Annotated in this window: 11 protein-coding genes and 1 tRNA gene; 9 read left to right on the top strand and 3 right to left on the bottom strand. The window is 65.8% G+C overall.

Features of this window, described 5'->3' with window-relative positions:
* Nucleotides 1–47 precede the first annotated feature (47 nt).
* The 4 genes from GGR47_RS04325 to GGR47_RS04340 all read left to right on the top strand — a co-directional run bounded on the left by GGR47_RS04325 (nt 48) and on the right by GGR47_RS04340 (nt 6121).
* The gene (locus tag GGR47_RS04325) at nt 48–1532 is read left to right on the top strand and encodes a flavin-containing monooxygenase (protein WP_167509686.1); all 1485 of its coding nucleotides are present in this window, start codon (nt 48–50) and stop codon (nt 1530–1532) included.
* 411 nt (nt 1533–1943) lie between these two features.
* Complete coding sequence (locus tag GGR47_RS04330) at nt 1944–3236, top strand: EAL domain-containing protein (RefSeq protein WP_244304937.1); 1293 nt, start codon at nt 1944–1946, stop codon at nt 3234–3236.
* A 37-nt stretch (nt 3237–3273) separates the two neighbouring features.
* Entirely contained in the window at nt 3274–5673 is a 2400-nt protein-coding gene (locus GGR47_RS04335) for an ATP-binding protein (RefSeq protein WP_244304938.1), read from the top strand.
* A gap of 58 nt (nt 5674–5731) precedes the next feature.
* The gene (locus GGR47_RS04340) at nt 5732–6121 is read left to right on the top strand and encodes a response regulator (protein WP_043059996.1); all 390 of its coding nucleotides are present in this window, start codon (nt 5732–5734) and stop codon (nt 6119–6121) included.
* Here GGR47_RS04340 and GGR47_RS04345 read toward each other — a convergent pair.
* Nucleotides 6118–6330 (bottom strand): hypothetical protein, encoded by a 213-nt coding sequence (locus GGR47_RS04345; protein WP_147034959.1) that lies wholly within the window; start codon nt 6328–6330, stop codon nt 6118–6120. The genes GGR47_RS04340 and GGR47_RS04345 overlap by 4 nt on opposite strands.
* Before the next feature lie 184 nt (nt 6331–6514).
* On the opposite strand from GGR47_RS04345, the gene GGR47_RS04350 reads away from it, so the two are divergent.
* Nucleotides 6515–7903 carry a carboxylesterase/lipase family protein gene (locus tag GGR47_RS04350; protein WP_147034960.1) on the top strand — a complete coding sequence of 463 codons (1389 nt, stop codon included), beginning with the start codon at nt 6515–6517 and terminating at the stop codon, nt 7901–7903.
* Nucleotides 7904–8045: 142 nt separating this feature from the next.
* Here the strand turns inward: GGR47_RS04350 and GGR47_RS04355 are convergent, their stop codons facing one another.
* Together GGR47_RS04355 and ald are read right to left on the bottom strand one after the other, a co-directional pair.
* Complete coding sequence (locus GGR47_RS04355; protein ID WP_147034961.1) at nt 8046–8264, bottom strand: DUF3072 domain-containing protein; 219 nt, start codon at nt 8262–8264, stop codon at nt 8046–8048.
* Between the two features lie 38 nt (nt 8265–8302).
* Nucleotides 8303–9409: an alanine dehydrogenase gene (gene ald, locus GGR47_RS04360; RefSeq protein ID WP_147034962.1), complete on the bottom strand. Its 1107-nt coding sequence runs from the start codon at nt 9407–9409 to the stop codon at nt 8303–8305.
* Nucleotides 9410–9532: 123 nt separating this feature from the next.
* On the opposite strand from ald, the gene GGR47_RS04365 reads away from it, so the two are divergent.
* From GGR47_RS04365 to GGR47_RS04380, 4 genes are all read left to right on the top strand, one after another.
* The gene (locus GGR47_RS04365; protein ID WP_017978174.1) at nt 9533–9976 is read left to right on the top strand and encodes an Lrp/AsnC family transcriptional regulator; all 444 of its coding nucleotides are present in this window, start codon (nt 9533–9535) and stop codon (nt 9974–9976) included.
* Between the two features lie 200 nt (nt 9977–10176).
* On the top strand, nt 10177–12099 hold the full coding sequence (locus GGR47_RS04370; RefSeq protein WP_147034963.1) for a potassium transporter Kup: 1923 nt from the start codon (nt 10177–10179) through the stop codon (nt 12097–12099).
* Nucleotides 12096–12605 (top strand): 2'-5' RNA ligase family protein, encoded by a 510-nt coding sequence (locus tag GGR47_RS04375; RefSeq protein WP_147034964.1) that lies wholly within the window; start codon nt 12096–12098, stop codon nt 12603–12605. The genes GGR47_RS04370 and GGR47_RS04375 overlap by 4 nt, the downstream gene beginning before the upstream one ends.
* A 44-nt stretch (nt 12606–12649) precedes the next feature.
* Nucleotides 12650–12726: transfer RNA gene (locus tag GGR47_RS04380), tRNA-Met, on the top strand.
* The last annotated feature ends 47 nt before the right edge of the window (nt 12727–12773 follow it).

The following is a 12773-nucleotide window of genomic DNA, read 5'->3' on the forward strand; positions in this document are numbered from 1 at the left end:
ACGGTAGCCTCTCCGCAAATCCGAATAACGGGTATGCGGAGAGAGCGGTGGCCGAGCATTTTGACGTCGTCGTCGTGGGTGCGGGAATTTCAGGGGTAGGTCAGGCGTATCACCTGCAAAAACGCTGCCCTGACCGCAGCTATGTGATCCTGGAGGGGCGGGCCGCACTCGGGGGTACGTGGGACCTGTTTCGGTATCCCGGTATCCGATCTGACAGCGACATGCACACCTTGGGCTTCGCCTTCCACCCATGGCGTGCCGCCAAATCGATCGCCGATGGTCCTTCGATCCGGGCCTATGTCGAGGAAACGGCGCAGACCTATGGCATCGATCGCCACATCCGCTTTCGGCACCACGTCACCGCGGCGTCTTGGTCGACCGCCGACGCGCGCTGGACGGTGGAGGCGACCGGCCCGGACGGGGCGCCGCTGACCTTCACCTGCAATTTCCTGTGCATGTGTTCGGGCTATTATAAATACGCCAACGGCTACACGCCGCATTTCGAAGGCGTGGAGAGCTTCGGCGGGCGGATCGTCCACCCACAGCTCTGGCCCGAAGATCTGGAGTATGACGGCAAGCGCGTCGTCGTGATCGGCAGTGGCGCGACGGCGGTGACGCTGGTGCCCGAAATGGCGAAGCGCGCCGGCCACGTCACGATGCTCCAGCGCTCACCGACCTATGTCGTGTCGCGTCCGGCGGAGGATCGCTTCGCCAACTGGCTGCGCGACCGTCTGCCGGCAAAGCTCGCCTACGGCACCACGCGCTGGAAGAACGTGCTGACCGGCATGGTCTTCTACCGCATCGCAAAGAAGCGGCCGCAGAAGTTCAAGGAGCGGTTGATCGGCATGGTGCGGGAGCATCTGGGGCCGGACTATGACGTCGATACCCATTTCACCCCGCGCTACAATCCGTGGGACCAACGGCTGTGCCTGGTGCCCGACGCAGACCTGTTCGACGCGATCAAGCGCGGCGATGCGTCGGTCGAGACGGGGACGATCGATCGGTTCACGCCGACGGGTATCCGGCTGTCATCGGGCAAGGAATTGCCCGCCGACATCATCGTCACCGCGACGGGGCTGGAGCTGCAATTGCTCAGCGGGGTGCGCTTCAGCCAGGATGGCATGCCGATCGATCTCAGCAAGGCGCTGCAATATAAGGGCATGATGTTTTCGGACGTGCCGAACCTGGCCTATACGTTCGGCTATACCAATGCCTCGTGGACGCTGAAGGCTGATCTGGTCGCGACCTATGTCTGCCGCCTGCTCAACACGATGACGAAGCGCGGGGTGCGCCAGGCGACGCCGCATACCGACGATACGACGATGACGACCGAACCGTTCGTCGATTTCACCTCGGGCTATATCCAGCGCGCCGAACGCGATCTGCCCAAGCAGGGCTCACGCAAGCCGTGGAAGCTCAACCAGAATTATGCGCTGGACGTGCTGGCGCTGCGCTTCGGGTCGGTGGACGACGATATGGTGTTCAGCAATCCGGCGCGTGAGCGCAGGGGGACGGACAGCATCGCGGCTTGAGCGCGGTGCGCTGGCCTTCGTCGGGCCATTCCGATGGAATGAAGGGGCGGCGGTTCGCGGACCACGCTCAAGAGCCGTGATGTCACCCGACAGGGCCGGGGCTCGGCACAACCGATATAGAAACGCCGGCGCTACGGGCGCCGCAACGGATCCGGTTCGGGATGGCTGGAGGCGTAGCCTGCCGCCATCCCGAACCGGTCGTGATTACCAGGGCTTGATGTCGACGGTGATGGCAGCGGCGACGATCGCGAAGAACAGTTCCAACATGCTTATCTCCCTTATGGTCACACCGCGAGGATGCCCGTTAACCTTAACAGTACATTAAGGATTACTCAATCTGGCATTCAGGCGCTTAGGGGCATCGCGAGGATTAACGCTATCTTCAGCGATCTGGCGTAGCCCGGACCCGTCATGACGCGCGCGCCCCGCACGAAAAACGAGCAAATTCCGAAGGATGGGGCGGTCAGCGCGCCCACGCCAGCGGCTGTTTCGCAGCGCTTTTACCTTTTGGTCGCCATCGCCAACTTCGCCGATTTGCGCCGCCGGGTCGGCTGTGCCCGCGCGGAGGGCATCGCGTCGATCGCAGCGGCCCGAATCAGTCGGTTACTGCCCGATGCCTCGGTAGCGATTGTCGGCCGTGACCAACTGGCCTGCACGTTCCTCGACGACGATCCTGCGGCGATCGACATGCGGACCGCCGCCATCGCCGCGGGGTTTCGCGAACCGTTCCTGATCGGCGATGCCAGCGTCTTGTTCTCGCTCGATTTCGGTGCCGCCTCCGCGCCCGCATCGACCGTCGACGAGGTGGCGCTGGTCGAAGCGGCCGAGGCGGCGCTTGCCCGCACCCGTCTGTCGCGCGATCTCGCCCCATCCGCGCTGCCCGCCGAACTGATCGCGCTGGGTGACGAATTCGAGCGGGCGATCGCCTGCGACGAGCTGATCCTCCACTATCAGCCCAAGGTCCACGTCCGGCGGCAGGAGATCACCAGTGCCGAGGCCTTGGTGCGCTGGCGCCATCCGACGCGCGGGCTGGTGATGCCCAATGATTTCATCGCGGCGGCGGAGCAGTGCAATCTGATCGGCGCGATGACGCTGTGGACGATCCGCCGCGCCATCGCCGATCAGCGTAACCTCGTATCGCGCGGCCACGACCTGCGGTTGTTCATCAACATCTCGGGTCAGTTGCTGGCCGACGACGCCTTCGTGCGCGAAGCCTGCGTGCTGGTGGGCGACAGCGATGCCCGGTTGGGGTTCGAGATCACTGAAACGTCGGTGATCCGCGATCCTGCCAGCGCGATCGCCAACCTTCAGATCTTCGCCGATTTCGGCATCGTCATTTCGATCGACGATTATGGTGCCGGCCTGTCGTCGCTGGCCTATCTGAAGCAACTGCCCGCGCGCGAGCTGAAGATCGACAAATTGTTCGTGACGCAGCTCACCAGCTCCAATCGCGATCCGCTGATCGTGCGATCCACCATCGACCTGGCCCATGCGCTGGAGATGGAGGTGGTGGCGGAAGGCGTCGAGACGCACGCCGCGCTCGCGCTGTTGACGGTGATGGGCTGTGACATGGTGCAGGGATTCCTGCTCAGCCGGCCGGTGCCGCTCGACGCACTGGTCCAATATATGGACGACGGACTTCATCGCCTCGTCCGACCGCAGCCGCTTGCCGCCTTCGGTGGCTTGCAGGTTCAGCGGCGCTGACATGGCCACGTACCGGCCCGCGTCGCGGCCGGGCCGCATGATGCTCGCTGCCCTTGCCCTGACGCTAGCGACGCCCGCGGCGGCGGTCCAGGCCGGCGATCGGTTCGATGCGCTGATCGCAGACGCCCGTGCGGCGATGCTCACTGATCCGCATCAAACCGTGACCCGTGCGCGCGAAGCCGAACGGATGGCCGCCGGTGCCCCGACCGCATCGCAACGCGCGATGATGCAGGCGACGGCGCAGTGGTTACAGGGTGAGGCGCTACTGCGATTGAACGACGTCGATGGCGCCCGTCCGCTGATCGAACATGCGGTGCGCGTGTCGGCGCGGCTGGCGCCGAATGCGATGCTGCATGGCGATGCCTTGCTGGCACGGGGCTGGATCAACACGGCGCAGGTGGACGTCGCGGATGCGCTGAGCGACTATCAGAAGGCCTATGCGATCTTCCGCCGGCAGGGCGAGGTGCGCAGCCAGTCCAAGGCGTTGCAGTCGATCGGCGCGCTGTACAGCGGCGCCAACGATCATGTGAATGCGCTACGCTATTTCGATCAGGCACTTGGCACCTACCGCGGCGATCCCATGCTGGCGCTATCGCTGTACAACAACCGCGGCGGCGCACTGAAAAAGTTGAAACGGCTGCGCGAGGCGGAGGCGCAGTTCGACAAGGCACTGGCGCTGACCGCGCAGATGCGAAGCCCGCTGCTGCAATCGCTGGTACTCGGCAATATCGCCGAAACGCGGCTGGCAATGGGCGATGTCGCGGGCGCGCAACGCGCGATCGACGAAGGCCTGCGTCTGTCGGGGCAGGACGGCGCCGGTCAGCCCTATCGCACGGTTTTGATCGGGCTGGCGGCGCAGGCGGCGTATCAGCGCCACGATCTGGCAACGGCGGCGCGGCTGATCGGCGAGCGGTTCGCTGGGCAGGATTTTGCCAAATCGACGCTGATCGACCGTGAGGCGCACCAGACCGCATACACGATCTACCGCGCGAGCGGTGCCCCCGACCTCGCGCTACAGCATCTTATGGCGCTGAAGCGGCTGGACGACGAGGCAACCACGCTTGCCCGGTCGACCAATGCCGCGCTGATGGCGGCGCGCTTCGATTTCGCAAATCAGGAACTGCGGATCGCCAACCTGCAGCGCGACGAAGCGCGGCGGAGCGTCGCGTTCGAAAAGGCGCGTGTCCGCACGCAGCAGACCGTGTTCGTCGGCTTCGCCGTCGGCGTGCTGGCGGTGCTGCTGATGCTCGGCATCGGCATCGTGACGCTGCGGCGCAGTCGCGACCGTGTGCGTGCCGTCAACGCGGACCTCAAAAAGGCACTGGCCGCCAAGTCCGAATTCCTTGCGACGACCAGCCACGAAATCCGCACGCCGCTGAACGGCATCCTCGGCATGACGCAGGTGATGCTGGCGGACGGCAGCGTCGCGGGCGATCTGCGCGATCGGCTGACCGTCGTCCATGGGGCCGGCGTGACGATGCGCGCGCTGGTCGACGACATCCTCGATGCTGCCAAGATCGAGAGCGGTCGCCTGACGATCGAAGACGCGCCGTTCGATCTCGCTGCGATGCTGCGGGATTGCCTGCGCTTGTGGCAGGATCAGGCGGCGGCCAAGGGCCTCGTCTTCCACGCCGATTTGTCCCGCTGCCCCGATTGGATCGTCGGCGATGCGTTGCGCGTGCGGCAGATCGTGTTCAACCTGATGTCCAACGCGTTGAAGTTCACCGCGAGCGGCAGCGTGACGCTGACCGTCGAAGCGATCGCGGCGGCGGGCGACAGCGAGCGCATCCGAATCGTGGTGACGGATACGGGCACCGGCATCGCGGTCGAACAGCAGCAGGCGATTTTCGAATCGTTTACCCAGGCGGACACCAGCACCACGCGGCGCTTCGGCGGCACGGGGCTGGGCCTGTCGATCTGCCGCAACCTCGCGCGAGCGATGGGCGGCGAGGTGACGGTGGCGAGCGTGCCGGGCCAGGGCGCCTGTTTCACGGTCGACCTGCCGCTCCGTCATGCCGACCGGCCCGAGCAGCCGAAGGATCAAGCGCAGGCAGGCGTCCTGGTCGTCGACCCGCATCCGATCACGCGGGCGATGCTGAAGACGGTGATCGCGACGCGGGCGGCGGACGTCGTACCGCTCGCGACGCTGGACGCAGCAATCGACCGGCTTGCCGCCGACCCCATCGACCGGATCGTCGTCGACGTTGCGGCGCTGCGCGCGTGCGACGACCCCCATGCCGAGATCGGGCGCCTCGTCGCAGCGGCGGGCCGCGAAGCGACAGTGCTGCTGTTGTGGCCGGCGGATGCCGCCGCGGCGCGTGCGGCCTTCGATCCCGAAATCGAAGTCCTGCACCTTCTCAAACCGATAGCGGCGAGCGATCTGCTCGCCGTCCTGTTCGCCAGCCGCGACGCAACGCTTGTGTCACAGGCGGCATGAGGCGTAGACGCGCAGCCATGTTGACCCATTGCCCTCGCGGATGCCGGACCATGGTGCGATGAACGTCTTGTTCATCGAGGACGACCGGATGAATCGCCGCGTCGTCCGCGACATGTTGGACGTTGCCGGTGTTGGTATGGTCGAGGCGGAGAACGCCGAGGCGGGGCTGGCGGCGATCGAAGCCGAAACCTTCGATATGCTGCTCATCGATCTACGCATGCCGGGGATGGATGGCATCACCGCGATCGGGCACATTCGCGCGCGCCCGGATGACAAGGCCAATGTGCCGATCATCGTCATCACCGCGGACACGGCGTTGGACCTGCGCGAACGCTGTCTGGCCGCGGGCGCGAACGAGGTGCTGTTCAAGCCGGTGGCGATGGATGCGCTGTTCGAGGCCATGGGGCGGATCCTGGCGCAGGACCCTGGCGGCGCGACGATCGGCTAAGCCGCACCGCTGTCGTCGGCAGTCGATGGCCGCGTGGGCAGGATCGGGCTGTCTTCGGCCACAGTCGGGTCGGGTGTTCCGACAAGGGCGATCGTGTCGTCCTGCTCCTTCACCGCGAAACCTACGTCTTCGAGACTGAGCTTCAGGTGGATGCGGGTCAGATGATCCGCCTCGACAAGGGCGAACAACGTTTCGGGTGTCTCGCTCATCCGGGTCCAACTGGTCAGGAATGGAGCCGTTCCGACATTAACCACCAATGTGGATGATTTGCGACGGACCGTTGGCTGTGGCCCGCTGCCGCAAACGCCCGCTGCGGCGATCTGCACCCGCTCTGTTGCCCGCCCGGTCATGCCGTGCGAGGCTCTCCCGCCGCGATGTGAACCGGAGCGCCCTATGAACTTGAATCCCCTTCGTTTCGTCTTGGCCCTGGCGATCGTCGGCACGAGCGGCACCGCGCCGGCGCAAAACGTGCCGCAGGCGCGCACCGCCAGTGGACCGGTACGCGGCGCGACGGACGCGGGCGTGGACGCGTTCAAGGGCATTCCGTTCGCGGCCCCGCCGGTGGGCGCGTTGCGCTGGCAGCCGCCGCACTCGGTCCAAGCCTGGACGGCGCCGCGCGACGCCACGCATTATGCGGCGGATTGCATGCAGCTGCCGTTCCCCAGCGATGCCGCGCCGCTCGGCACGACACCGGCCGAAGACTGTCTCTACGCCAATGTGTGGCGGCCCGCGGGCGTCAAGGCGGGGGCCAAACTGCCCGTGCTAGTGTGGATCTACGGCGGCGGCTTCGTCAACGGCGGGTCCTCGCCGCCGACCTACAGCGGCGCGGCGCTGGCGCGGCAGGGCATCGTCATGGTGAGCTTCAACTATCGCCTGGGACGCTTCGGCACCTTCGCGCATCCCGCACTCGCCACTACGCCGCGCAAGGTGGACTTCGGTCTGCTCGACCAGCTGGCCGCGCTGCGCTGGGTGAAGCGGAACGTCGCGGCTTTCGGTGGCGATCCCGATGCGGTGACCATCATCGGCGAAAGTGCGGGCGGCATGTCCGTCCACGCCATGCTGACCTCGCCCGCGGCGCGGGGCCTGTTCCGCGCCGCGGTCATCCAGTCGGGCGGGGACGGATCGTACAAGGGCGCAAGCGTAGCGACCGCAGAGACGGCGGCGACCGCCTTTGCGCGCGCCAAGGGCATCGACGGTACAGGCCCCGCGGCCTCGGCGGCACTGCATGCTTTGTCCGGTGAGCAGGTGGTCGACGGCCTCAACCTCGCCACCCTGGGGCAGCAGCAGGGTGAGGGGCGCACTTACAGCGGGCCGGTGCCCGATGGCCGTACCTTCGTCGACGGCCGCGACGCCTATCGCGCCGGTCGCTTCGCGCACGTACCGGTGATGGTGGGGGCGACCAGCAATGATATTGGCGGACCGGATGGCGTCATGATCGGGGGCGCACGCGACGTCGCGGGGCTGCTCGCGAAGCAAGGCGTGCCGGTCTATTACTATCGCTTCGACTATGTCGCGACGTCGGCGGCGACGCCGGACGGTGCGGGGGCGGGGCATGCGACCGACATCCCGTTCTTCTTCGACACGGCCGACATCAAATATGGCGCGGCGACCACATCGACCGATCGCGCCGCGGCGACCGTAGCGAGCCGCTATCTCGTCAATTTCGTCAAGACGGGTAACCCCAACGGCAAGGGCGCCGTCCCATGGCGGCGCTATGACGCGGCGGACCCGGCGATGCTGACGATGACGCGCGGCGGCGGCGCAACGCTGGCCCGCGAATAAAAAGAAGCGCTCGCCTCCGTTACTTGAGAGGCGAGCGTGAATTTTGCCGTGTCTGGTCGCTACGGTCGCGATGACGGGCGACGGGCATATATCAGGTTTCTCGCGGTAGCGGACTGCCGCGCTAACCGAGGCAAGCGGCGCGTTACTTCCCGCGCCCGGTCGCTTCCTGCAGCGCATCGATCCGCTTCGAGGCTTCCGCCTTGGTCAGCGTGTCGTCGAACGATTCGCCGGCTTCCTCGCTCAGCGTCTTGAGGTAGCTCGCCTGCGCACCGGTCATCGCCTCGTCGCCGGTCGTCCAGTCGTCGGGGTTCTTTTCGGCGTTGCCGGTCGGGTGGTCCTTGGGATTCTCGGTCGTGGACATGGGGTCTTCCTTTCAGAAGACCCCAACATTCCTGTTCCTTATCCGTTCCAGCCGGTGAACGGCATGTTCAGCGCCTCGGCCACCGCATGATGCGTGATCTTGCCGTGATAGACGTTGAGACCGTTGGCGAGGTGCGCGTCCGCCTTCATCGCCGCTTCCGCGCCCATGTTGGCCAGCTTGATGGCGAACGGAAGCGTCGCGTTGTTGAGCGCGAAGGTGCTGGTGCGCGCGACCGCGCCGGGCATGTTGGCGACGCAATAATGGATCACGCCGTCGACCTCGAACACCGGGTCTTCGTGGGTGGTGGCATGGCTGGTTTCGAAGCAGCCGCCCTGGTCGATGGCGATATCGACCATCACCGCGCCCCGCTTCATCGTCTTGATCATGTCGCGCGTCACGAGCTTCGGCGCCGCGGCGCCCGGCACCAGCACCGCGCCGATGACGAGATGGGCGTTCTTCACCGCCGATGCGATCGCCGCCTTCGACGCATAGGCCGTCTTGATCTGGCTGGAGAAGAACATGTCCAGCTCGGCCAGGCGATCGTTCGAAATGTCGTAGATCGTCACGTCGGCGCGCATGCCGACCGCCATCTGCGCGGCGTTGACGCCCGACACGCCGCCACCGAGGATCGCGACCTTCGCCGGGGCGACGCCCGGAACGCCGCCGAGCAGGACGCCGCGGCCACCCTGTTCCTTTTCGAGGTAATGCGCGCCGACCTGCACCGACATGCGGCCCGCGACCTCGCTCATCGGCTTCAGCAGCGGCAGGCCGCCCCGCGCCGCGGTGACGGTTTCGTATGCGATGCAGGTCGCGCCCGATTTCACCAGTCCTTCGGCCTGCGCCTTGTCGGCGGCGAGGTGGAGGTAGGTGAACAGCAGGTGCCGCGGTTCGAGCAGCGCGATCTCGCTCGCCTGCGGTTCCTTGACCTTCACGATCATGTCGGCGGCGGCGAAGACCGCTGCGGGATCGGCCAGGATCGTCGCACCCGCGTCGATATAATCCTGGTCCTCGAAGTCGATCCCGGAGCCGGCCTTCGTCTCGACGACGACCTCATGGCCGGCGGCGACCAGCTCGGCGACCGACGGCGGGGTCAGGCCGACGCGATATTCGTGGTTTTTGATTTCCTTGGGAACACCGATGCGCATGGGAATCTCCTCTTCTAACGGCGCTCTTACTACGCGCAGGGCGGGAGAGGCTTGCAATGTCATTGCCTATCGGCGGCCACTGCGGGATGTTCTTGCGTGGATAGTTGCCATAAAGCGAGAATCATGCTCGACGCCCTAGACCAGAAGATCCTTGGCCAGTTGCTCGTCAGTTCGGACCTCACCAGCGCCGAACTGGGGGAGAAGGTGGGCCTGTCGCCCAGCGCCGCGCATCGGCGCGTCGGATCGCTCAAGGATCGCGGGCTGATCGCCGGCTTCCGCGCCGTGCTCAGCAAGGCGGCGCGCGGCAATCCCAGCGTCGTGATGGTGAACGTGACGCTGCGCGACCAGCGCGAGGAGACGATGGCCGCGTTCGAGCGCCAGATCGTCGACGTCCCCGAAATCCGCGACTGTTTTCTGATGAGCGGCGAGGCGGACTATATGCTCCACGTCGAGGTGCGGCGCGACGATACGTTCGAACGCATCCACCGCGAAACGCTGTCGCGGCTGCCCGGCGTCACCCGGCTGGCGTCGCATTTCGTGATTCGTGAGGTCTTTCGCAGGCCCTAACTCGCGTTTGCTTCCAATGCGGTACGCGCTCGCGCGGCCGGGCAACGCGCGATGTCGGGAGACGCTGCGAGCCCTGTCTCGGGGCGGCTCATCGCCTTCCGCTGCCGTTGCTCCCGCCGTTCAGGCCATGCTAAGGCAGCGCCGATGCAACAGCTTGCGAACAACGCCGGTCGCGTACCGACGGACCGATCGAGCCGCTCGTGAGCAGCCCCGTACCGGCAGCCCCTCCCGACGCCCGCGCGGAGGATGAGATACCCGTTCACCACAGCGATGGCCTGCTGAAGCTGGCGGTCGGTGCGATCGGCATCGTCTTCGGCGATATCGGCACCAGCCCGCTCTACGCCTTTCGCGAAACCTTCGCCGGGCACCACAAGCTCGCGCTCGATCCGCTACACATAATGGGCGTGCTGAGCCTGATGTTCTGGTCGATGATGATCGTGGTGACGATCAAATACGTCGCCATCATCATGCGCGCCGACAATAATGGGGAAGGGGGCAGCCTGGCGCTGCTCGCCCTCGTGTCGGGGCGGACGAAGAGCAAGCGATGGTCGACCGGCATCGTGCTGCTCGGCGTCTTCGCCACCTCGCTGTTCTACGGCGATTCGATGATCACGCCTGCGGTGACCGTGCTCGGCGCGGTCGAGGGGTTGGCGATCGCAGCGCCGGCCTTTTCGGGGCTAGTGCTGCCGATCGTGCTCGCCATTCTGATCGCGCTGTTCTGGGTCCAGCGCAGCGGCACCGCGCGAATCGGCCTGATCTTCGGGCCGATCATGCTCGTCTATTTCGGGGTGATCGCCGTGCTGGGGCTGCTCAGCGTCGTCCAGACGCCGCATGTCCTGTGGGCCTTTTCACCGCACCACGCGATCCACTTTTTCCTCGCCGATCCGGTCCGTGCGTTCCTGGCGCTCGGTTCGGTCGTACTCGCGGTGACGGGGGCGGAGGCGCTGTACGCCGATATGGGGCATTTCGGGCGCAAGCCAATCGGCTTGTCGTGGCTGGTGTTCGTGCTGCCCGCGCTGATGTGCAACTATCTGGGGCAGGGCGCGCTGCTGTTCCGCGAAGGCGAGGCGGCGCTGCGCAGCCCGTTCTACATGCTCGCGCCCGACAGCTTGCAGCTGCCGCTGGTGCTGCTGGCGACGATGGCGGCGATCATCGCCAGCCAAGCGGTGATCTCGGGCGCCTTCTCCGTCACGCAACAGGCGATCCAGCTGGGCTTCATGCCGCGGCTGCGCATCGAACACACGAGCGCTGCGACGGTGGGGCAGATCTACATCCCGCTCATCAACTGGCTGTTGATGACGATGGTGATCCTGCTGGTGCTGTTCTTCCGCACCTCGTCGAACCTCACCTCTGCCTATGGCATCGCGGTGACGGGGGCGATGTTCATCGATACCTGTTTGCTCGGCGTGGCGCTCACCCGGTTGTGGAATTGGCCGCTCTATGCCGCCGCGCCGCTGCTCGGCCTGTTCTTTCTGGTCGACGGTGCCTATTTCGCCGCGAACCTGACCAAGGTGCCCGATGGCGGCTGGTTCCCGCTCATGATCGGCCTGATCGTCTTCACCTTCCTGACGACCTGGTCGAAGGGGCGAACGCTGATGATGGAGCGGCTGCGCGAGGCGGCGATGCCGACCAAGGTGTTCATCACCTCCGCGATCAATTCGGCAAGCCGCGTGTCGGGGACGGCGGTGTTCATGACCTCCAGCGCCGATGGCGTGCCGCACGCGCTGCTCCACAATCTGAAGCACAACAAGGTGCTGCACGAGCGGATCATCCTGCTGACGGTGAAGATCGTTCAGCAGCCCTATTGGCCCGAAACCGACCGCGCCACGCGCGAGGAGATGGGCGAGGGCTTCTACCGCCTCGTCCTGCGCTACGGCTTCATGGAAGAGGTGGACGTGCCCGCGGCGCTGAAGCGCGTCCATGGCTGCGGCACCGATTTCAAGATGATGGACACCAGCTTCTTCCTGTCGCGGCAGACGCTGCTTGCCTCGGAACGGCCAGGCATGATGCTGTGGCGCGAAAAGCTGTTCGCCTGGATGCTGCGCAACGCCGAAAGCGCGATGGAATTCTTCCGCCTGCCGACGAATCGCGTGGTCGAGTTGGGCAGCCAGGTGGAGATTTGAGCGAGCCGGCGCCCATCATCGTGACGGCCCTGTTCGGGCGGCGCGACCAGGGCTGGTTCGATGCGCAGCGGGCGGCGCACTTCCCGCCCGAACGCAACGTGCTGGCCGCGCATCTGACGCTGTTCCATCACCTGCCGCCCTCGGCAGAGGGTGAGATCAAGCATCGCCTGAACGGCCTCACCCGCGGCGTGCGAGCGCCGCAGGCGCGCGTCGGCGGGCTGATGTCGCTGGGGCGCGGTGTCGCCTATCGGATCGAATCGCCCGATCTGGTCGCGATCCGGCGCGATCTGGCCGACGCTTTCGCGGGCCTGCTGACGCCGCAGGATGCTGGCGGCTGGCGTCCGCACGTCACCATCCAGAACAAGGTCCAGCCCAATATCGCGAAGCTGCTGCTGACCGCTTTGTCGCGCGATTTCGCCCCCCGCGACGTCGAAATCGCGGGGCTGGCGGCATGGTGGTATCGTGGCGGTCCATGGGAAGCACTTTCCCGTCACATGTTCGCTTGACGAGGGCTGCATCCCGCTCCTATAGGCGCCCCTCCACACGGCGGGGCGGAGTAGCTCAGCTGGTTAGAGCACGGGAATCATAATCCTGGGGTCGGGGGTTCAAGTCCCTCCTCCGCTACCACATCGGTAGCGCCGCGCGTGTGACACCATCGACAGACGGAACGCTTT

This window comes from Sphingomonas aquatilis (assembly GCF_014196115.1).
Classification (GTDB): domain Bacteria; phylum Pseudomonadota; class Alphaproteobacteria; order Sphingomonadales; family Sphingomonadaceae; genus Sphingomonas; species Sphingomonas aquatilis.

Excerpts from the sequence above, each read along its gene's own strand:
- GGR47_RS04335 (WP_244304938.1), top strand. The coding sequence starts at position 3,274 with ATGATGCTCGCTGCCCTTGCCCTGACGCTAGCGACGCCCGCGGCGGCG.
- GGR47_RS04345 (WP_147034959.1), bottom strand. The coding sequence starts at position 6,330 with ATGAGCGAGACACCCGAAACGTTGTTCGCCCTTGTCGAGGCGGATCAT.
- GGR47_RS04365 (WP_017978174.1), top strand. The coding sequence starts at position 9,533 with ATGCTCGACGCCCTAGACCAGAAGATCCTTGGCCAGTTGCTCGTCAGT.
- GGR47_RS04355 (WP_147034961.1), bottom strand. The coding sequence starts at position 8,264 with ATGTCCACGACCGAGAATCCCAAGGACCACCCGACCGGCAACGCCGAA.
- GGR47_RS04330 (WP_244304937.1), top strand. The coding sequence starts at position 1,944 with ATGACGCGCGCGCCCCGCACGAAAAACGAGCAAATTCCGAAGGATGGG.
- ald (WP_147034962.1), bottom strand. The coding sequence starts at position 9,409 with ATGCGCATCGGTGTTCCCAAGGAAATCAAAAACCACGAATATCGCGTC.
- GGR47_RS04350 (WP_147034960.1), top strand. The coding sequence starts at position 6,515 with ATGAACTTGAATCCCCTTCGTTTCGTCTTGGCCCTGGCGATCGTCGGC.
- GGR47_RS04340 (WP_043059996.1), top strand. The coding sequence starts at position 5,732 with ATGAACGTCTTGTTCATCGAGGACGACCGGATGAATCGCCGCGTCGTC.